This window comes from Chryseolinea sp. T2 (assembly GCF_037203685.1).
Lineage (GTDB): Bacteria > Bacteroidota > Bacteroidia > Cytophagales > Cyclobacteriaceae > Chryseolinea.
In genome coordinates this window covers 84,584-105,572 of the sequence record NZ_JBBCAU010000012.1, presented here as the reverse complement: position 1 = coordinate 105,572, position 20,989 = coordinate 84,584, and the positions used below count along the sequence as shown (strand labels likewise).

Annotated in this window: 18 protein-coding genes; 11 read left to right on the top strand and 7 right to left on the bottom strand. The window is 43.7% G+C overall.

Annotated elements, in window-relative coordinates:
* Window positions 1–328 precede the first annotated feature (328 nt).
* The 9 genes from WBG78_RS28930 to WBG78_RS28890 all read left to right on the top strand — a co-directional run bounded on the left by WBG78_RS28930 (window position 329) and on the right by WBG78_RS28890 (window position 10,355).
* Window positions 329–1,708, top strand: coding sequence for a tyrosinase family protein (locus WBG78_RS28930; protein WP_337330024.1), 1,380 nt, complete (start codon window positions 329–331; stop codon window positions 1,706–1,708).
* Window positions 1,709–2,347: a hypothetical protein gene (locus WBG78_RS28925; protein WP_337330023.1), complete on the top strand. Its 639-nt coding sequence runs from the start codon at window positions 1,709–1,711 to the stop codon at window positions 2,345–2,347.
* Window positions 2,344–2,952, top strand: coding sequence for a hypothetical protein (locus tag WBG78_RS28920; RefSeq protein WP_337330022.1), 609 nt, complete (start codon window positions 2,344–2,346; stop codon window positions 2,950–2,952). Before WBG78_RS28925 ends, WBG78_RS28920 begins: the two co-directional genes overlap by 4 nt.
* Window positions 2,949–3,356, top strand: coding sequence for a DUF4625 domain-containing protein (locus WBG78_RS28915; protein ID WP_337330021.1), 408 nt, complete (start codon window positions 2,949–2,951; stop codon window positions 3,354–3,356). The genes WBG78_RS28920 and WBG78_RS28915 overlap by 4 nt, the downstream gene beginning before the upstream one ends.
* A complete protein-coding gene (locus tag WBG78_RS28910) occupies window positions 3,349–3,876 on the top strand; it encodes a heavy-metal-associated domain-containing protein (RefSeq protein WP_337330020.1) in 528 nt (175 codons plus the stop codon). The genes WBG78_RS28915 and WBG78_RS28910 overlap by 8 nt, the downstream gene beginning before the upstream one ends.
* 49 nt (window positions 3,877–3,925) lie before the next feature.
* Complete coding sequence (locus WBG78_RS28905) at window positions 3,926–4,795, top strand: hypothetical protein (protein ID WP_337330019.1); 870 nt, start codon at window positions 3,926–3,928, stop codon at window positions 4,793–4,795.
* Between the two features lie 514 nt (window positions 4,796–5,309).
* Complete coding sequence (locus tag WBG78_RS28900) at window positions 5,310–6,281, top strand: hypothetical protein (RefSeq protein WP_337330018.1); 972 nt, start codon at window positions 5,310–5,312, stop codon at window positions 6,279–6,281.
* A gap of 133 nt (window positions 6,282–6,414) precedes the next feature.
* The gene (locus tag WBG78_RS28895) at window positions 6,415–7,341 is read left to right on the top strand and encodes a hypothetical protein (protein WP_337330017.1); all 927 of its coding nucleotides are present in this window, start codon (window positions 6,415–6,417) and stop codon (window positions 7,339–7,341) included.
* A gap of 41 nt (window positions 7,342–7,382) precedes the next feature.
* Window positions 7,383–10,355: a T9SS type A sorting domain-containing protein gene (locus WBG78_RS28890; RefSeq protein ID WP_337330016.1), complete on the top strand. Its 2,973-nt coding sequence runs from the start codon at window positions 7,383–7,385 to the stop codon at window positions 10,353–10,355.
* A 102-nt stretch (window positions 10,356–10,457) separates the two neighbouring features.
* Here WBG78_RS28890 and WBG78_RS28885 read toward each other — a convergent pair whose 3' ends face one another.
* The 3 genes from WBG78_RS28885 to WBG78_RS28875 all read right to left on the bottom strand — a co-directional run bounded on the left by WBG78_RS28885 (window position 10,458) and on the right by WBG78_RS28875 (window position 14,429).
* Window positions 10,458–11,393, bottom strand: a complete 936-nt coding sequence (locus WBG78_RS28885) for a hypothetical protein (protein WP_337330015.1) — start codon at window positions 11,391–11,393, stop codon at window positions 10,458–10,460.
* A gap of 566 nt (window positions 11,394–11,959) precedes the next feature.
* Entirely contained in the window at window positions 11,960–13,219 is a 1,260-nt protein-coding gene (locus WBG78_RS28880) for a paraquat-inducible protein A (protein WP_337330014.1), read from the bottom strand.
* 307 nt (window positions 13,220–13,526) lie between these two features.
* Window positions 13,527–14,429, bottom strand: coding sequence for a hypothetical protein (locus WBG78_RS28875; protein WP_337330013.1), 903 nt, complete (start codon window positions 14,427–14,429; stop codon window positions 13,527–13,529).
* 240 nt (window positions 14,430–14,669) lie between these two features.
* Between WBG78_RS28875 and WBG78_RS28870 the strand changes: the two genes are divergently transcribed.
* Window positions 14,670–15,335 (top strand): hypothetical protein, encoded by a 666-nt coding sequence (locus WBG78_RS28870; protein ID WP_337330012.1) that lies wholly within the window; start codon window positions 14,670–14,672, stop codon window positions 15,333–15,335.
* 509 nt (window positions 15,336–15,844) lie between these two features.
* Here the strand turns inward: WBG78_RS28870 and WBG78_RS28865 are convergent.
* The 4 genes from WBG78_RS28865 to WBG78_RS28850 all read right to left on the bottom strand — a co-directional run bounded on the left by WBG78_RS28865 (window position 15,845) and on the right by WBG78_RS28850 (window position 19,930).
* A complete protein-coding gene (locus WBG78_RS28865) occupies window positions 15,845–16,633 on the bottom strand; it encodes a matrixin family metalloprotease (protein ID WP_337330011.1) in 789 nt (262 codons plus the stop codon).
* 143 nt (window positions 16,634–16,776) lie between these two features.
* On the bottom strand, window positions 16,777–17,391 hold the full coding sequence (locus WBG78_RS28860; protein WP_337330010.1) for a response regulator transcription factor: 615 nt from the start codon (window positions 17,389–17,391) through the stop codon (window positions 16,777–16,779).
* The gene (locus tag WBG78_RS28855; RefSeq protein WP_337330009.1) at window positions 17,388–19,244 is read right to left on the bottom strand and encodes a sensor histidine kinase; all 1,857 of its coding nucleotides are present in this window, start codon (window positions 19,242–19,244) and stop codon (window positions 17,388–17,390) included. Before WBG78_RS28855 ends, WBG78_RS28860 begins: the two co-directional genes overlap by 4 nt.
* Window positions 19,244–19,930 carry a hypothetical protein gene (locus tag WBG78_RS28850; protein WP_337330008.1) on the bottom strand — a complete coding sequence of 229 codons (687 nt, stop codon included), beginning with the start codon at window positions 19,928–19,930 and terminating at the stop codon, window positions 19,244–19,246. Before WBG78_RS28850 ends, WBG78_RS28855 begins: the two co-directional genes overlap by 1 nt.
* Window positions 19,931–20,221: 291 nt before the next feature.
* On the opposite strand from WBG78_RS28850, the gene WBG78_RS28845 reads away from it, so the two are divergent.
* Window positions 20,222–20,953, top strand: a complete 732-nt coding sequence (locus WBG78_RS28845; protein ID WP_337330007.1) for a hypothetical protein — start codon at window positions 20,222–20,224, stop codon at window positions 20,951–20,953.
* Window positions 20,954–20,989: the final 36 nt, after the last annotated feature.

Genomic DNA, 20,989 nt, shown 5'->3' with positions numbered 1-20,989 from the left:
AATTGGACGGATGGTTATATATGGAGATTGTATCAAAAGATGGTAGATATGTTTTCGATCATTTGTTCTAATTCGTATAGGTGATGACCAAGCACTCCCCCGGAAAATTGGGGATGCTAGTTAATTTGGTTAATATTTTCATTGTTTTATTTGAGATGGGAAAGACAAATCACTTTCTTTATATCGCCGACTGTCTAAGTGGCGTAAGTTGTTTGGATTATAGAGTTGTTTGAATAACAGTTGAATATTATTTGCAAGAGTAAGCAGCCCTTTTTTGCCATTGTAAAATCGTTGTAGCAATAATAAAGCTTAAGTCAAAATCAATTATATGAGAAGAATTCTACCATGTTACCTTGCTGTATTTTTGGTATTGTTTTCTATGAACCTGGTCTCTGCTCAGGTGATTAGAAAGAACTGGAGAGAATTGACAGCCGCTGAGAAGGGAGTTTACGTCAGTGCTGTTCGGGCACTATATACTAAGATGGCGCCGGGCACCACCACTAACATGATAGAGACGTATGTTGCCACGCATGGCAACAGCGCTTATGTTCGGCATTTCAATGCCGATTTTCTCACCTGGCACCGGATGTTTTTATACTACTTCGAAATCGAATTGAAAAATAGCGGAGTGGCAGGGGCTAGTAATATTGCAATTCCCTATTGGGCGTGGAACACGCCAGGCGACTGGTCCTCAACGTCGACATTATTCAGCAGCGGGTCAAATAATATGGGTCTGTTTGGACTGCCGATTCCCGAAGGAACATTTACACGTTACTTTGGACAATCGAGTGCCCAACCCACTTCCTCAGGAATAAGTAATTTGGTTGACAATTTAACATCGTTCGGCACGGACTATAATTCCCAGCAAAGCACCCGCTTTTGGCCGGCACTTGAATCCACCTATCACGGAACTGCCCATGTATTTGTCGGGGGGCAAACTGGAACTACGCAAGGAACTATGGCGAATATTACTACTTCGCCTCGCGATCCGGTTTTTTATCAGCATCATGGTTACGTGGATAAAATTTGGCAGGATTGGCATAACAAAAACGGAAGCAGTTCCATCGAGAATCAGTCGGTGTTGATTAATACCGTGCCAGGCAGTCCACAAATAGCGAGGTCGGGTACCGTAGACAGTCGATCGTTGAAAGTATGGTACGCCGAAAACGGCGAGGTGAAACTCAATAGCTATACCGTAAGTGGAACGGAAAATTATCGTTACACAGGCATTTTTACGGTAGCTTCTACGTCAAGTTTTACTGTGCCGAGCGGCACCATTTGCAACATGTTGTCTGGAGGGTCTATATCATTGAAACCTGGCTTTACCGCGAGCGCGGGTTCCCAGTTTAGTGCGCGCATTGATCCAGTGTCGTCCCCTTCAAGTGTATTTAACACTGCAAAATCAGCGATGCCGATCGCGGCCGAGCCGGCAGCGACAAAAGAGGAGCCAGTGACTGACGATTTTTTCTCCGTTGCACCTAATCCTTCGACGGGCGGAATTTTTGAAGTAAGCCTTCTGACAAATAACGATATACATTATCAGTACTTCGTACGTGATATGCTTGGGAATAAAATCATTGATGTATCCACAGTGCAGAATGATAAGTTCTTTAAAGTCGATTTGAGTGATAAACCAGCAGCTCTCTACCTTATTTTTCTGCGGATGAGTGATGGCCAAACATATATGAGAAAGGTCATTTCCAGATAGATGAGTTGGAGGAAGCATATTTGTATAATACTCCCTTTAGTGCTTTTGACGGTATTAATAGGGGGATGTAGTGATGATCCATCACCACGACTCAACTACACGAGTGCTATACAATTAAGGAATGGAAATTTCTGGATTTATCAGGCGACAAGTACTGATTTGTTTTCTGGAATCAAGATTAATCAACTCGATGATAGTGTTTTTGTCGAGAAGGACACAATCATCGACCAGGCCGTTTATTTTATTATCAAAAACCTGTTTGGCCGAAAGGAACTTAAGAGAGAGATGTCAGGGACAATTGTTGACCAGCGTGGAAATATAGAATTTTCGGGCACCAATTTTTCCGATACACTATACAGGGATCCAAACCTGGGGTTTTACGGTTTGATGGAAAAAGAGGAAGTTGAGATCACGGTTCCGGCGGGCGTATTTAATACTGTAAGTTTCGTTTTGTTGAGACGCAATTCTCCAGGACACCATAGCGATGTTGATTCTAGTAATCCCAGCTATTATAATAAAGAGTTTTCTGTTGCTAAGAGAGTATGGTATGCGCGAAATATTGGTGTGGTGAAATCCGTGCTGTATTTTGGAAACGTGTCAGGATTTGAATTGAACCTGAAAAAATACAACGCCAGATGAAATTTTCTGCCATGCTGATTGCTCTGCTGATTTTGAGCCTTGACACAAATGGCCAGCAAACCGCAATTGAAAGTTGGTCCAGTGCGATACAATTACAAGTTGGTAATTATTGGGTTTATGAGTCAGCAGTAAAACAAATTGATTCGAAAGTCGGAACTAATATAACGATTGACAGCGTGTTCATAAGGGAGGATACGGTAGTGAGGGGAAGTCGATTTTATCACTTGGAAAACATGTATGGACTTTCTGAGTGGAAGCGCGATTCGTCAGGTTTTTTGACAAATCTTAGAGGAGAGGTTCAATTCTCCCCGAGGGTTCTTGGCGATACATTAATGCGAACAGGTGATACCATTGTACTGATGTGTGGCGAAACCGAGAATGTTACTGTGCCGGCGGGGAAATTTGTCGCTGCTCATGTAATTGCGATACAAAAGAAGCCGGCTGGCGTAGTGATCAGCAAGAAGAGCCGGGTATTCTATAATGAACAGTATGTAATTGTGGGTGAAACGTGGCATGCTAAAGGAGTAGGAGTTGTCAGATCAATTGCCTATTACGCGAGCAGTAATGCATTCGAAAAGTCGCTCTTAAAATTCTATGTTAAGTGAAGGTGAGAGCTTTAATACTTGTACTAATGTTGCCTGCGCTAACGTTGTGTTCTTCTGAGGATAGCGAATACGTGGACGATGTAGAAGCTCCCTCGATACGAGTAGTTACTCCTTTGGAGGAGCATTTCTATAAACCAGGTGATACTATTTTCATACGTGCTTCATTTTCTGATGATCACTTGCTTAGGACTGGCTCCGTGCATATACACGATCAGTTTATTGAATCACCTCGTGATACCGTATTTGTTTATCAGTTCCGTATTGAAGAAAGGACCTTCGAGCTCGATACATTCTGGATAGCCAATAGCGAATTGAATAAGAATTATGATATCTATATGGACGCAACAGACTATGCTGAAAACTACGAGCAGACACGCCGCACATTTTATGTCTATCATGAATAGGCCATTAAAGAACGTTGTATTGACGACTGTGGCGATTTTGGTAAGCTATTCTGGCGTTGTTGCACAATTCAAAAGTGCCACCATCGGTGTAGACGGCCTCACTTGCTCTATGTGTTCGCTAAGCGTGGAGAAGTCGATAAGAAAATTGCCGTTTGTAAAAGATGTGATTATCGATTTGAACACTACTGTTGCCGTGGTTGAATTCTCTGACGCTAGCGGTGTCGAAATGCGAAAATTAATAAAGAGTGTGAGAGATGCCGGGTTTTCAGTTCGCGACCTCAGTGCAAGTTTCATTTGGCAGGGTAGGAAGTCGTTTGATGGCGCGAAATTTATATACGAGGATAATATGTATCTAATTTTGAATGAGCCTAAGGAAGTTGACCAGGATGCTATCATCAATGTGACTTTTCTCGATCGGACTTTTACGCAATCAAACCTTTACAAGCAGTATGCGGACAAGTTGAAGAAATTCGAATCGCAAAATGTAATTAACGGCTCGTACTATTTTGTTGTCCTTTAGGCTGGTCGTTATCTTTTTTTTTGTCCTTAATTGGTCATATTCGCAAGAGTTGTTTCCGTTCAGTGAGGCGGCCAGCACGATTCCGAAAGGAGCTATTGGCTTGAGGCTCGGCTCCCACATTCACACAGGATACAGTTCTATTAATCATCGCGATTATCTCCGCGCGATGATAGGAGTCTCCTCTAACTTTTCACTATACCTTACTTGCAGTGCGTCGAACCTCCACGTCGACAAGGTTAAAGGCAGCCTTAATGACTACTATAATAAATATCACAATCATAGTAGTAGCCAAGCTATTTTTCCGTACCGCCTCGAGGGCTTCCTGATTTACACTAAATGGCGGCTGCTGAGTATCGATTCGAAAAAGGAACATTTTCGTGTAGCGCTCACCAATGAAGTTGCGGTCAACAAGGCTGCTCATCTGGATGCGTTCCCCAATTTATCAGGTGACCAGTCTGGCATGGGCATTGGTTTTATTGCAACGAAACTTAAAAATAACTTTGCAGTTAGTGCGTCAGGTTGTTTTCGGCACTTTTTCCAATCTACCCGGGCAACAGGAAACGGGGAACTGTCCTTTCAGCCGGCCAATTCGTTCGATATTAACCTGTCATTTGGATACTTGTGTTATCCCAGGGAATACACAAGCTATAAAGACATAAATGTGAATGCCTACTTTGAATTGGGAACCAGAATATATGGTGCGGCAACGTTGGTCCAGGACAATTACTTAATTAACACCGAACAATTTCCCTATTTGAAGGAGGGTTATTATTTGAGGGCATATCCGGGCATTCAATTCATTGTATCGTCGAAATGGCGCTTCGATTTGAATGCTGAGATTCCGTTAGTCGTCACGGACGGAATAGTTAAGTATTCTATTTTCAGCGTTGGAATTCAAAGGTATTTCTACCTGTTCTAATAATTACAAAATGCCGTGGTTGATTGAGATTTGACTGTGACCTCCCTAGATGAAGATGGAATGTACTTGTTTGACCTTCTTCAGTAACAAGAAACTGTCTGCGGATCTTGTGTTCTAGTGATGGCATCTATTTCTGAAAGAGACGGACGTGTTTGTTTGAGGTTGAATATGGACGTATGAAATAACTTCGATTTGCCACGTTTTACCATGGATGCTCCGGTTTTTTGGGTTGAATTTCAATCTATTCCCCAATAAACCGGGGTGGTTGTTTTGGTGTAATATTTCTTAGGGAATAAAAGTGTTAGTGAGTTTGTCAGACATCCATACCCTGGATACATTTGCTTTTGTTGTACGCTAGCCGACCCGTTGTAATCAGAGCCGTTATCAAGATAGAAGGTGGCCTACCCCCAACACTGCTTTGACCTCATCAACGGGGAAGTTGTCTGTAATGCAATAATTGTGGGTTCCGTTGGAAAGTAAAATCATCTTCAATCTATCATAAACCAATTCACTTATGAGACTTTTTACAACAGCTGTAATGCTATGCATGGCTATGGGCATTGCTAAGAGTGTTAAGGCACAATCAGGGACAAGCACAACGTTCGATGCGAACGGGAAAACCTATTTTAAGATTCACACGTCCACGCCATTTATAAACATGCCAGCAACGGTTACCAGTATAGGGGGTATCATTCTTTCCCAGGAGAATGGGGACAAGACCGCTGGCATTATGGGCGCCGTTCCTCCTAATTACCATGTTCCTGGGATATTGTTTGGTACGAAAACTAATTGGACCACCCCGGGGCCAGGCGCCACCCAATGGACTAATCGCATGTTCATTCACCCAAATGGTAACGTCGGCATTAATCAGGATAATCCGTTAACCAAATTGCATGTCACCGGGACAATTCGCGCAGATGGTCCTTACAGCACACCATTGAATGCCCTTGCGTCAAATGCGTCCAGTTATGCCAATAACCATAGTTTGAAGTTAATGAATGGGAATAGCGCGTTTTATGTGTCCGTTTCCAGTGAGCAAAACTCGAGAAATGTCTATTTGCAATCCGGACATGATGATCCTGCGTTTGCCTATGGAACAGGAAGTATACTTTTGAACCCGTTTGGTGGCAGAGTTGGTATTGGAACAGCAAACGTTGCTCCGGATGCAGCGCTTACCGTAAGCGGTAAAATACATACAAGAGAAGTACTGGTAGATGTAATGAATGGCTTTCCACCAGCTATACCCGACTACGTGTTCGAGAAGGATTACAAGCTAATGGAATTGCGGCAGATTGAACAATACGTAAACCAAAATAAGCATTTGCCTGAGGTTCCCAGCGCCAAAGAAATTGAAGCCGATGGATTGCACCTTGGCGAGATGAATCTGATTCTGCTGAAAAAGGTTGAAGAACTCACCTTGCATTTGATCAGGCAAGAAAAAGAAATCATTGAATTGAAGAGTAGGCTGGATAACACCGGTAGGTAATTCGGTCCATATGATACGCCAGGGAAGTGCCATAAGTGATTCTTTTGGCTTTGACTGCCATCAGCCGTTGCGAAGTATCATAGTCGTTGAATGTATTGTAACAAGGTCGTTATTTAACTAATCAATTAATCCCATGAAAATCATCGTTCTGCTAGTGATAGTTAACTCTATTACTTTATCTGTTATTGCGCAAAATTCGTCTCCCTATCCAACGAGTGGAAACTTAGGTTTGGGCACGTCAACTCCACAGAAACAATTGGATGTCAAGACCGCCGTAAATGATTTTGCATCGGTTGGAGCATCCGTAGCTGTAGGGCAATGGAGTGGATTGCATTTTGGATACTCTGAGTACAACAGTACTGCTTACCGAAAGTCAGCACTTGTGTTTGAACGAGTTGACAATGCTGCGAGAGGTAAGATTCACTTTCTAAATAACGCTGCTTCAACCACCGCCTCTGCCGGGTTAAGTGATGCTAAAATGACTATTGACTATACTGGATATGTCGGTATTGGCTCAACTGCTCCTGTGAATGTTGTGCAGATAGGAAATAACCCATCTGGTTTCAGCGGTAATGACTTTGTTTTTTCTAATGGCAATGGAGCGTTGGCGATGCATAACGACGTTGGTAATACCTATTTCTGGGGCAAGAAGGATATTTCAATTAGGCCTAATGGATCAATGGCTATATACGCCACCACCAGCGGAAATGTTGGTATCGGAACGGCAACGGTAGACTCCCGGCTTACCGTTAACGGAAAAATAAAGGCAGAGGAAATCCAAGTGGTTGTAGACGTGCCGGCAGACTATGTATTCGCGCCAGAATATGAGCTTATGGACTTGTCAGAGGTGTCAAAATACGTCGACGAGAATAAGCATTTGCCAAATGTTCCTTCAGCAAAAGAGCTAAAAGAGCGTGGGTGGAATGTTGGAGAGATGAATAATAGGCTGCTAGAGAAGGTGGAGGAGCTGACACTTTATTTAATTGATCTCAAAAACGAAAATGCTAAACAGCAACAAGAAATTGAAAGTCTGAAGAAGGAACTGCGTTCCCGACAATGAGTACGGGGAACGAAGTAACAGAGATAAAATTGCCAGTTGATATGTTAAAGCAGAATGATACTAAAGATGCAGATCACATGAATAAAAAATATACTAATCAAATTTTCAATGGTCAATATAATGCAGGCAAAGCAATCCTACTGTCAGTTATAGTGCTTGTGCTAACGGTGCGAGGATACGCGCAAAATCCAACTGCCAATTTGGATGCATATTATTCCATGTTTGATCCACAACATTCAAAAACCGGATTTCTATTCAATAAAGGTTTTGATTCACCTGGAAGCTTAAGGGAGTATGCATTAGATAGTACCGACGTGTCCTCATTTGTTGTCGGAAGTGCTACTAACTGGAAGCGATTATATAAATCCTTACAGAGGTCAGAGGTATTAAAGGGTAAGGCAACAATATTTCCAGAACTGACGAAAACATTGTCCATGTATGCTAAAGACGAAGTCATCCCTATCGGGATTATCAATGTTGATGGTGAGTACTTAGACCCTGAACTGATACCGCAGTATTATGATGGAAACAGCCGAAAGCTAAAGATATCCGCACCTTATGAGAAGGTCAAAGTTTTTGCCATTTCCAATTTAAAAAGTGTATCGCGGGGCACAACGGTAAATTTCGCAATTGATCCTGCGCTTTATTTCAGTAATGCAAAAGACAGAGTAAGAGGACTCCAGATCGATTTCGGTGACGGCAGTGGTTATAGGCAACTTTCATTTGTGAAGCAGGTTATTCGTGTTACATACGGTAATTCGGGAGAGCATAGCCTACGCATGAAGTTGGTATTTTCTAACGGAGAGTTTTTGTCGTACAGCCAGATAACCGTTAAGGGATCAACACAAGAGAAACCTGATTTAACAGGGAATGTTACTACAGATGCAGGTTTATCGTCACGAGGAGTATCGGGTGGCGGCTATGAAGTGTACTACGGTTGTGACAATGTGTTGGATCGTCCTATTATTATCGTGGAAGGGTTTGATCCTTTATATGATCGGCCAATATCCGACATATTCAATGATTACAACGAAGCGGGATTTATAACGAATATGAGAGCTTTCGGTTACGATGTTGCTATTTTCAAGTTTGCCAACAATCATGGCCTGATTCAGGACAACGCACAAGCTGTGAAGGCTCTGCTTGCGGACATTAATACGTTGAAGACCGGCAATTTTGAGAACATCTTGATTGGCGAAAGTATGGGTGGTCTTGTCGCCAGGGTTGCGCTCGCGCAACTTGAAGCCAGCAACGTCGACCATAAGGTCGGGCTCTACGTATCATATGACTCACCACACAAAGGAGCAAATATTCCTCTAGGTATTCAGGAACTCGCGTCGGATGCCAATAGTATCACTTTTATTGAGGTTCTCTCTGTATTAATTGATGTAAGCGCGTCGCTGTCCACGATAACAGAAATTTTTGACTTGGATGAAGACAAGCTTGCTGATCTTGTAGACGCGAATAATTCACCAGCGAGTAGGCAAATGCTCATTCGACATCGCGATCATATGAGTGGTGCTAATCCGGATTACGTCGCTTTTCAGAACTTTCTAAACACCACTGGCTATCCGTCACGTTCACGTAATGTAGCACTGATAAATGGTAGTAACACCGGACGACAACAAATTACCGAAAATGGCGACGGATTACTGAGTATTGGAGAAAAATACGTTAGTAAGCATGAAGATTGCAATTGCTGTGTGATGAATTGGGATATCGATGCGTGGGTATCTCCTGTTAGTACAACACAAATGGTGTCGCATATTCTAATCAAGCCGTCGACAGCAATCCCTTGCGTCTTCGGACCTGCGACGACCGATCGCAAAGGTACGGGCACTTTTGATCAGAAGCCATGGGACATTGCACCCGGAAGTTCGTCATCTGCTAAAGGGGGAAGCACTGATCAGGATCGGTTCACATTTGTTCCTAGCGTAAGCGCAATTGATCTGAATACTTCTCTTATAGACGGCACAAATGGATTATTTTATTTTAATGAGAATCCACCTAGCTTACTTCGAGGGAAGGCAAACCTAATAGCCGCAAACCAAACTCCCTTCGATGATATTTGGGCTTCCGGTAGCAACTATCATCACGTAAATGTGGCTGTCACAAATTTTGATGATATTGAAACTTACGAAATAATGCCTGAGAACATGTACCTGCAGGATAAAACTGTTGACGGTGGTCGAAATCGCGACTATAAGGCATCTGTTTTATTGCATAGTGGTATGAACGTTCATCCGACGAGCTTTGGAAGTAAGATCGTCAACCAAAATAATTTTGTGATTGCTTCTGGCTCTAAAGTTTCTTTCACCGCAGGGCAGCAGATAAGGCTGCTTCCTGGTTTTCAGGCGTCATCCGGGTCTACTTTCTTGGCCCGCATAATTCCCTCCAACAGTTGTACCGTTACTCCAACAGGACTTCGAATTGCAAATGAGTTGGGAGGCGAAGAAAGTACCTATGAGCCTATGGGCCCGCTTCCGCTCATACAAATTTCCCAGACCGAAAACCGGGCGACGTTCGATGTAGTCAACTACGAAGATGACAACGATGTTCCTTATTCCTGGACAGTAGTGGGTGAAAACTTTCAGTTAGCCTCCGGCACAAAGCGTTTTAATGCAATGAATTTAGAACCGGGTCAATATACCGTTTACGCGTCGGTCAAAAACCGGACTGCATCCAGAGTTTTTCAGGTTGATAAGAAAGAGGGGCAAGAAAGTAAGCCTCGTGCCATGTCCGAAACATCCTCAAGCACTTTGTCGGTATACCCCAATCCATCATCTAATGAATTAGTAGTTAGCTTCAGAAATGACACCGAATCTGACGTCCACATTTATATTGATGACATCAATGGGAGGTTTATAAAGACGTTGTCAAATGGTAGCTCTGCAAAGACTGCCGGTAACTATTCAGAAACTTTTGATATATCGTCAATGCCACGCGGCGTGTACTTACTTGTTGTAGAAAAAGGTTTCCGGAAGGAAGTTCAAAAAATTGTAATACTTAAGTAACGGCCAACTATCTCGAGTGAGAGCCATCCAAAAATTTGTCACGATTAAATAGAATTAATCGTGACAAATTTAAGGAAGTATGAGGTGGGAGTCTTTCTTGTCTTATCGATTGGTTTCTTTAAGACGTTCCTCAATAGACTTAATCTTTTGCTCTTGTTGCAGGATGTAAAGTGTTAACTCTTCAACCTTCTTCAATAAAGTCATATTCATTTGCTCTACGTCCATTCCTGTTTTGACCATTTCAGTTGCTGAAGGCACTTCAGGTAAATGCTTGTTTTGTTTCAAATACGTTGCCAGCTCGCTCAGGTTCATAAGCTTGTAGTCTGGTTCAAATACGTAGTCGGGTACGTTGGGCATGACATCAATTAACACTTCTTTCGCATGGATTTTTCCCTTCACTGTTAAAAGTGCATCTGGTTGCTCTGTACCTATGCCGACATTTCCCTGGAAAATGGAAAGGGCCTTGTAATCTGTGCCATTATATGTTTGGATGAAACTGTAGTTTAGTCCATATGTTGTAGTGTATACGGTTCTAAGAGTCAGATAGTAGGCGGAATTGACCGTACTCCAGCGCTGGCTGTTAAAAGATCCAACCGCAGGCGTCCCGGTGTAAACGTCGAGAAGTGCATTTGGCTGACTTGTGCCAATCCCAACTGAACCTCCATTATCTTTCAATAATAACATATTGTATCCATCAAAATGGATGAGATCCTTTTGTGCGCTTCCTTGATTGTTTGGAGTGTGGGAAAAGCCCGTAAGCTTAAATTGTCGCGCACCAGCATACGAGTTGGAAAAACCTCGCCCGTATGCCTGCCCGTTTCCATCTTGCGTTAATTCAAGATAACGAATGTCAAGATCAGAAAGCCGTAGTGTTCCGCTTCGTACTTCAAGTTTGGATAGTGGCGAACTGGTACCTACACCGACGTTTCCGGAAAGATAGTATACCGGAGTGGTGCCTTGCCATTGGGCATTTGTCGTACTGACTGAGATGACGCACAGACAAACGGCACAGGCAAAAGTTTTAATAATTGCTTTCATAGTTTGGTCAATTGAGTTTGTGTTGTATCGCTTTTTGATGGAGGTACGTTTTATGTCCTATTTGTTCGAAATGAATTGGTGAAGGTTGCGTTCCTGTCGCTGTCCTAATCAATGATATGCAGATCCCTAGCTGGAAATTTCTCCGGACATGCTTCGGGAACGCCTCTTGTTATTGTGAAATTTGGTTACGCGTTTATTGGATCACATCGCCAATGCGTGCTAGAATTTGAAAGTGCGGTGAATGAGCAGACCTTTCAAGTTAACTGCGGCGCGCTGCGCATAAAGTTGACACGCACAAATTCATGGAGCTGTGATACGTTTAATGTTTCTCTCGTTACGGTACTTCTGACAACATTTCTAACAAAAACGAACGAGGACTCTTCAGCAGTCACTGCATACAGGCGTAATACGCCAATGCAATAAGTGTGCTTCTAAAGTATTTAATTATTATGCAAACAACAAAGCGATTCTGGACCTTAAGTATAAAAAAAAGTTGCTTTTAAACGGATACCCCGGATTATGGGGGTAATGAAAACAACCCGGTCACTCATTCAATTGCGATGAGCTCAACTTTCTTTAACATTCAAAGAATTCTGGATATTGGCCGATATCAGGATGCTCAGAATGGAGAAACCAGTAAACGCATAGAAGCCCTCCTGCAAGCTGGATCTGTTCGTTGTCAGAATGTCAATGTTGAGGGCGATTCCTTCGATCTGGCGGAGCTGTTCAGTAATGATGCCTGAGAAGCCGATGTACGACATGAATATGGCCACGACCATAACATCTGCCATTGACCATTTGCCTGTTTTGAATACTAAAAACATAATCACTTTGTTCGTTCTGATTTTCTCGGAGTAATTATATGCCATTGTTGACAATAGCTTTGCTGTCGGGAACAGGACGCTGAATAACAGTACCAGCGCACCAATAAAGATCAAATCAAATCTTCCCTGCGTGAACATCATGCTCACCACTTCGAGAATACTTTTGCTTTTGTAATACAGTACCTGGTCGGTAAACCGGACCTGTTCTCCCAGAAGAGAAAAACTCATTTCGGCGATCCTTGCATCTATTTCGATCATGGGAAGGCTAAGTCCGGTAAAAAGGAGAATTGCACAGGCAGCAATGGCAACTGAATACGGTACAACGATTATATTTCTGGCAAAACAACTTAGCGCTACAATGAATAAGGCGACGGCCAGCAGCCCTATCGTGAGGATCATGCTTTTGTCCCTGATCTCCGCATTTCTCAGCGTCAATTCCCTGATTGCTGTATCCTTGTCGTCGAAGGCGTATTTCTTCAGAATGGCATTATAAGTAGTGTAGTCAATTTCGGCGAACGTTTTTGAGGTGTAGTCGTTTAGTTTATCGACGACATAGGAAGTGATGGCTTTTCTGTTTCTCGGGTCTTCCATGAATTGGATGATCGACTCAGTAAATTGCGGCACCTGATTCTTCAATTCTCCAAAGGTGCCGGTTATAGAGGCAATGCCACTTCTGACAAGGCCCATGAAGCTTTTCGACGATTCTCTGTTAAACCGTTGTTCGAATGCTGCAATTTGCTTATAGAGGAATGCAGAAATTTGCTTTCGCATTTCATCCTTGTTTGTGTCTTTGAAATCAAACTCTTCAATTTTCTTTGATATGACCGTTGCCAGTATGCGCTTCCATTCGTCGACGCTGAAGAGTCCGTATTTTATTTTGGAGAGTTCGACAGAATCTTCCTTGATTTGTTTTCGCTGATTTTCGACGTGATGTAGCTGGTAGGCAAGAAAGCCGAGGACGGCAAATAAGCAGGTGCAAAGAAGGAGTTGAATTGGCTTCATTCTCATCGTTTTGGCGATGGTAAAGTTGGTTGTTTATTTAGAATGTCCAAGAGACGCTGCGAGCTATTGTATCACGAGCAGCTTGGTGTGAGGTGAAAGCAAACGTTGGCTACCGAAGAGTCTACACGCATCCGTAAAATTTGGATTTGGAGAGAGCCCCAGGTGCGGCGAGGTGCATTGTTGTAGTCCAGGGAGTTTTAGGATGATTCATCCTCAGCATTTTCACGGTCTCACGGGGTGAGCCAATTGCTGTTCCAGATCTGATAAAACTAAAGTATTCTGATGGCTTAAGTAATCCGGAAGCCAGTTACTCTTTATTACTATCTGTTACCGACCGATTGATCGCATAGCTGAAATCGCCGTTGCCGACATAGATCCTTTGGTTGTCATCGACAAAGTAGACAACGTTTTTGTCGGCAACCAGTAGCATCAGCGGCCCGGTCGCTTCATCCGGTTCGAGTTTGTAATACACTGCATCGTTACGTTGGATGATTTCCCACTTGCCTTTCGTATCGTTGCCACGATCATTCACGCGGCGCATGGTGTAACCCGCGGGTGATCCATTTGGACTGCGCTTCAGGACGATCTTCCATTTGAACTTCGGGGTGTTTGCCACGTTAGGCCAACTGTGATCTTTCTGCAGTGCGGCGCTCGGTGTTCTGCCTACATAAGCAACGGTGGGAGACTTCTCATCTAAAATCGTTGCTGCATCGACAAGACCGCTGACTTTAGTATCGTCGTTTGGAACCGGATCCTTGCGTGAGAGCGTATAGCTCCATGCCGCATTGCCTCTCATCAGAGAATTGGACAAGTCGAGTATGTGAAAGGTATTGTCGTTCAGTTTTACGAGAGCGACGACGGGTCTGCCACCGCCCGTAAGCTTGTATACAGTTTTGGAATTACGTCCGAAGGGTTGTGACACAACGCTATAGGTACCGGTAAAGGTTGCTGTTTTTCCGCCGCCAACGAATCCAGGTGTTCCGTTTTGACTGACACCATAGCGCAAGGATATGTTAAATGAATTTTTGGAAGTAAGCTCGATGTTCCAGCGAATGAAATCGATATGCTCAACAGTATCGAGCGCTAACATCTTTCTGAGTTCGGCATCTGCTGGTGTGCTCGCAACAAGGGTAATGGTGTCGCTGCTCAGGTGTGTATGACCGCTCAGCATGTAGGCGATCAGTGCGGTAAAGAAGACGAGCGTTTTCATGGCGCTTCAGGGTTAATGTGGTACTACATGCCTATCTTAATAACGTATACCGGGCCGCGAAAGACACCATTCTGGATGAAGTGTTGAGCTTTCTTGACGAAAAGTCCAGGTGATGGCAAAAGATAAGCAAACAAAATAACTTCGATTGGGCAGGTGGTCACATCATAGTGAAATGGGTGGAGCCAATGCAGTGAAGCGATTTCCTTACATTTTTGTACATTCATCAAACAGCACCAGCCTATGTCGAAGATCATCGCCCGCGCCACCGTTCTTGATAAGTTACTTGACGTTGCCGTTGTTATTCTGGGTATCACCATCGCATTCCAGGTGGATCGATGGAAAGAGAGCAGCGACCGGGCTTCACGCGAAGAGTCCTATCTGCGGGGAATGATGATCGATCTCGACAGGGACATCCAGGAATATCAGGACAATATGAAGGACCTCAACCGTCATCGTCAGATGATCAATCGTTCACTCATGCGCTTAAGTAAGGATGAGGATATTTCCGATTCGCTAGGGTATATCGTGCTGTCGATGCTTCGCCCTAAAACTTTTGAGGGACACAATAACACCTACGTGACCATAACGACGACTGATGGCATCGGCATCCTGAGGACGGATAGCATCCGGGACCTTGCCGTTGAGCATTATCGTCTTTATTCGTCTTTGTTAAAATTTGAGTCACGCTATGCTGAACAGCTGACCTACTTCAAGACGTTCTTTACTCCTCACCTGAATTTTAACCGGGCAGGCAGGCTGGTGAGCAAGGGCATTGCAAAGGATATTCAAACGGAGAATCTGCTTGCTCTGGTAAGCGTTCAGCAGCAAGAGGGTTTTTACCGTTATGAGGGATCGCTGGCAGTGGCTATGCGGTTGAAGAGGAAGATTGAGGAGGAATTGAGATAAGCGCGTTCTGCTGACGACATTCGGGTTTAATTCAAAACAGTAGCCAGCTAGGCGACAGGTCTGTCAAGCAACATCACATTTAGCAAAATTTTGGTTCAATGAGGACGAATCGAAAAGTAGGCAACGGGTTAATTATTCTTGGAAGTGTAATGCTTCTTTTTGGTGGGTCCCTTTATGGCTACCATGGCCCAAGACTCAATCCAGTAATAAGTGACCTTGGAGAAGTATCGTTTATGTTGTGGTTGCCTACGCTGATAGTTGGGATAATATTAGTGTCAAGAAAGCAAAGGCAACGCAGAGGTTAATTTTCTCTTTGTCATAACATCGGTTGAGATGGTATCCCTTAAGTATTCTGTACGCCCAGCTGATTCTGGTACGGATTTCTCCATTCTGTCTCGAGCCGGCCGTATTCGTAAGTACCTGTGGATGTAATTATGATTCTTCTCCTAATATAACTGCGTTTGCGTTCGAAAATTTGCCGCTCATGTTGATAGGTTGGATCTGAATTCCTAAGTACCCAACGTATTGAAAGGCTTCATCAAGCGAATAGGCGTACCGTTGATGCTCGTCAGCGTGCCGTTCCATACCTCCTCATACAATCGACGCAAATCAGTTTTGTCAGCCTTTGTTAAGGTGCTGTTTGGACCGTAAGTCATTATTGTGAATTTTCGTTGCGTCCCAAAGAAGGCAGCCTGGTCGTCTTCAATGTTGGCGAAGAAATGCCGAAGACCGAACACATGTCCGAGTTCGTGAATAAGGGTGTCGACCTGCTCTTCGCGGCTCAATCCAAACCAATCCGGGTAAATGATAAACTTATGACGACCACTGTCAGGAAAAAACGAACTCGCCAACAGAGATCCTGCATTTCTGGTCTCGTTGACCGTTCGTACGACAATCTCAAAATCCCAAACGTCGTCCTCCTCTTTAAAATTGATTGGAGTCGGACGTCCCCAGGCTAAAATCGCCTCACTGAGTAATTCACGAATTTCTCCTTTAGCCTTGTTGGGATTGCTCAATTGCATCAGCGAGCGATCCTGAAAGCGCCAATGGAGTGTCATGCCTTTAGCCCATAGTGGTATAAACCCTTCTGAATGGTTTAGCACCAATTCTACCGGCGACGCGTCACGATGTGTTCGATGCCCTCTCGGTTCGGTGTCGCAGACAACGCATTTGCCATAAACGTGAGTACGTTTTTCTTCGAGAGGATCTGCCTCGCCGGGTGGGCGGAGTTCGAATGCATGCGAATTGTTTTCGGGTGAGGCTGATTTTTGTTTCGGGATTGAGGGGGCCTTTATCATATTAATAGCGTTTAATGGGGGATTGAGATCGAAGCTATGCGTTTGTTCGGAAACGCATATGAATTTATTGCTACAAACAACTTCCCGTAATACCCATTAGCAGGTATTTTCTCTTGTCGAGTGAGAATTGTTGATCACTAATGTCAGAACTTGTATTTGCTCTCGATCGCGTATCGAAGCAATTCACCCGCGCCTTTCAGATTGAGAATGCGGATCATGTTTTTCCTGTGAGTTTCTACCGTAGTCTTTCCGATGAACAACTGATCAGCAATTTCCTGATTGGTTTTACCTAGTGCCACCAACTTTAATATTTCAATTTGCCTCCTTGAAAGTAGCCCTTTGCCTTTCGATGTTGTGGTGGTCGGGATGACAATATTGGAATCGTAATACTGTTCGCCCCGGCTTACTGCGCGCACGGCGGCAATGAGCTCAGTGAGGTTGGAGTTCTTCAGGATGTAACCTTTGGCGCCGGCATTCAACATCTGTTGCACCGCGTCGTCCTGATCGAACATAGTGAACGCGATGATCTTTATTGATGGATCGATCTTCAGAAGGAGAGGTGTTGCTGTAATTCCGTCCATGACTGGCATGCGAATATCCGTAACGACAACGTTGGGTTGCTTAAGCCTAACCAGGTCGCACAGCTCATGTCCGTTGTTGGCGTATCCAACAAATTGAATATCCTTCTCATGCTCGAGGAATAACTTTATTCCATCGATGAGTGCATTGTGGTCTTCGGCGATGACCAGGCGAATCATGTTAATGGGATGTCCAGTATAACAGTTGTTCCACTTTGGAGTATTGAGTCGATGGTGACCGTTCCTCCCAGATTTTCAATTCGCTTTTGAATGGAATAAAGTCCCATTGTTCCGTTGGACTTCTGCGCTGAAGCGTCGAACCCGAGACCATTATCTTCTACCATAAGATTCAACTTGTCTTCGTATTGTGTCAAATGGATGGTCACCTCGGTTGCGTGCGCATGCTTAATGACATTGGTAACTAATTCCTGAATGATTCTGAATATCGTGATTTCGAATGAGTTTTCCAATCGTCCCTCCATGCCATGTTCCTCAACGTCTATACTCAATTTGTTTAAGATCGAAACTTTGGATGCAAAATATTTGACCGCTGGAAGAAGGCCTTCCTGTGCGTTAACACCGGCGTTCTTTGCATGAGCCATGCTGCGAACTTGCTGATAAGCTTCCTGAATGAGTTGATTTGTTTTTTCATACAACATGTTTTCATCAGCACCCAGCGAACCAATGCGCATCTTCAACGTTGCGAATTGCAAATTAATTGCAGCGAGCAGGCCTCCCAGGTTATCGTGCAAGTCGTTGGCAATGCGCTGTCGTTCTCTTTCCTGCCCTTCGATCATTGAGTTTATGCCGAAAAGCTCATGATCTTTAAGCAACTTTTCGAGCTTCATCGCCTGGATCTTCTTTTCAGATGCATGCATCTTGTTCTTTGCGGCCTGGTTGGCATATGCGAAATATGCTCCAATTAAAAGCAAAGCAACGCTTGTTAGTGCAAGCGTCAACCAGGCCTGGCTGGCACGCAGTCTTAGAATAGCGTTTTCCTTTTCGCGGGTTTCCAACTCGACAGTCAATCGATTAATCTCCATTGAGTTTCTGCGAAAGTCCAAAAGAAAGTCCTCATCATATGCCTTGCTTAGTGAAATGAATGCGCTATCATTCATATTCTGTGTCCGGTAGTAAACTGCAGCATAACGGTTGAGATGATAATTAGACCGCATCGTGTCTACGCGGTTTGCTTCCATGCGTGCCTTTTGTAAGTAGATGCGTGCCGTCGGGAAATTTCCCCGAAGAGTTTCCATCTTCATAATTTTGAGGCTGGCAAAGAATCGCTGGTATTTTAGAAATGGATAGTCGAATACAGGGTCAAGTGTTTTTTTATAGTAACCGGCAGCACGTTCGGGGTTGTTTTCAATTTCGAACCTCAACCCCTGTTCATAATATATTGGTGCTAATAGCGGATCTCCAGGTGAAAGACGACGTTCAAATTTGTCTAACATTCTTGCCTTCGCGAAATAGTCTTCATTGAGACTATCCAGTGACTTGGTGTAGAAGATCATATAATATAGAGTCACCCAGATACGGTCGGTTGAATCCGCCTGAAGTGACTCATAATGTTTGAGGTAAGGCAAATGGGCTTCGCTGTATTGTGCGATTTCAACATTATAATATTTCATCAGTGCGGCGAGGCATGCCTTGATGAGCCATGGGTAATTTAATTGCCTGGCCTGTTGATAGGCATCATAAAAGCTTTTGAAAGAAGCGCCTTTTACTTTATCAAAAAAGAGGCTTGTGTAGCCGTTGTTGAGTGCCCTAAAAACGTCGACCATTTTGTCGTTGCTATCAAGGGTCGAAATGTCAGGGAGTAATTTTTCGGTTCGACCTTCATAAAAAAGCAGTGTGGCAAGTCGGTGCATTTCATAACGGGCGGCGCTATCCGCTTCTAACGACGCATGGTGATTTGCTGCTTTGAAGTCGAGGTTATTAAGAGAGGAAAAGAATAGTCTTCGGTTGTCTTCATCGAACGCGAAGACTATTCTATATGAAAAACAAATTATTAATGTGGTCCATTTAAGCATCAATAGAAGAGATTGATGTTGCTTTGATGGCATCGAAGCGATGGCATGTCCGTCTCGCCACCGCTGACCTCTGTAGCCGGCTTATTGGGATTGAATTGACCTGGCCTAGGATCTTGTTCCGCTAAGTCCACGCCGTTGCGATAATAGAATTCAGAATCGAATATTTGACCATGCGGGGTTTTCTTACCCTCTCCTCTTGCAGCAGGTGCAACACTCTCTGGCAGCGGACAGAGCATCCGCTTCAATGCAATAGGCAGCCGTTGGCCCTTGGCGATTTTGATTGGACTGTCCAGCTCGAGGCGTTTGGTTGTCGTCAAACTAGTACCCTGGACAAAGAAATAGAGACTGTTCTCTTCGAATGTCTGGGGTGAAATCTTTTTTGGGGCTTTGCCAAACGTCAGACGGTCGTCAGTAAATCCGACGTTGATCAATCCTTTGTAATTCACCAACTCCAGTGTTATTTTTTCGATGACGAAGGCACTATCCGTTTTCTTTCCTTCAAAGATTCCATAGACGCCAAACATCGTGTCATAAACCTGTGAGCCATAAAGGAAGTGACGGACTTTCTGACCTGGCTTTCCATCGTAGTCTAAGTCAACGGAGACGATGTAGTTGTCATCTTCGTTGGATTCGACTCCATTACCATTCAAGGCGGCGGGTTTGGGTTTTGCTGCAGTTTTTTCCATGTGATTGAGGGTTTGTTAAAGTCAAATTTACCCGTCGACGGTATCACGGAACATCCCTACTTGTGGGTATTTATCTAATATAACAAGAAGAAAATTCAAAAGTAAGAGGGCCCAACATGCCTAATGTCTAAACAGCGGGTAAGCACTTTCTATAAGTACTTTTTTCACAACGATTAGAATTTACCCATGGATGGGGATTTCCTTGTCGAGTTTGTGGTGATAAGTTTGATCAGTGGTTCGCGATGCTGGATAGTTCGGTAAGCCGATTACCGATGTTTACCCCCTGTAGAAATGAAAACCAAAGCACATCAAAGTTTCGCTTTCGAAAAGACGGATCGCATTTATAGCGTAATACTTTGCTTTTTGGTTGTGTTCTTCATGGGGCAGTCACCTGCGTTAAGGCAAGTAACTCCTGCGGTACAGGCGCGAACCGACGCTCGAACCTTGAGTGAGATAGCGTCGAACAACAAATGTAACGAGCAGGACTTTCTCAAAACTGTGAACATTCGAAATCAAATTGCGAGTCGCAGTCAAAACTATATAAACAGGTTTGACTTCTTACAGAATGCACTTTTCGCGGCCGACTTAAAATTGTTGGCATGCTCGCAGGATATTATTAAAGCAACCGGTAATGGAAACTCAAATGTTAAAAGTATCCAGGCCAATCTGGATAAGATGACGCAATCTTATAAAGAATGCACCATTGTCTCGCAAGAGGAGAATGGTACCATCAGGACTTTGTACATCACTTCTATTGCTGGTGGAATTTGTTTTGTTGTGATGATCATCCTTATAAAGGTTGTATCGATAAAGAATCTATTGATTAAAGAAGGGCAGAAAATCTTTGACGACACTGTTGATGCACTCCGCGAGAAGCTAATAGATGTTGGCTTCGCTAAATGGGAAGAAGAGAAATGGAAAGAGAAATGTCTCCAGATCCAAGCATTATACGCGAGGTATCAACATAAAGAAATTCGTGCGGCCGAATTCAAGCAACGTTTGGGCGAACTACTGAAGAAGTAGTCTGCGGAAGGCAACTTCCCTATTGTAGCATCCCCT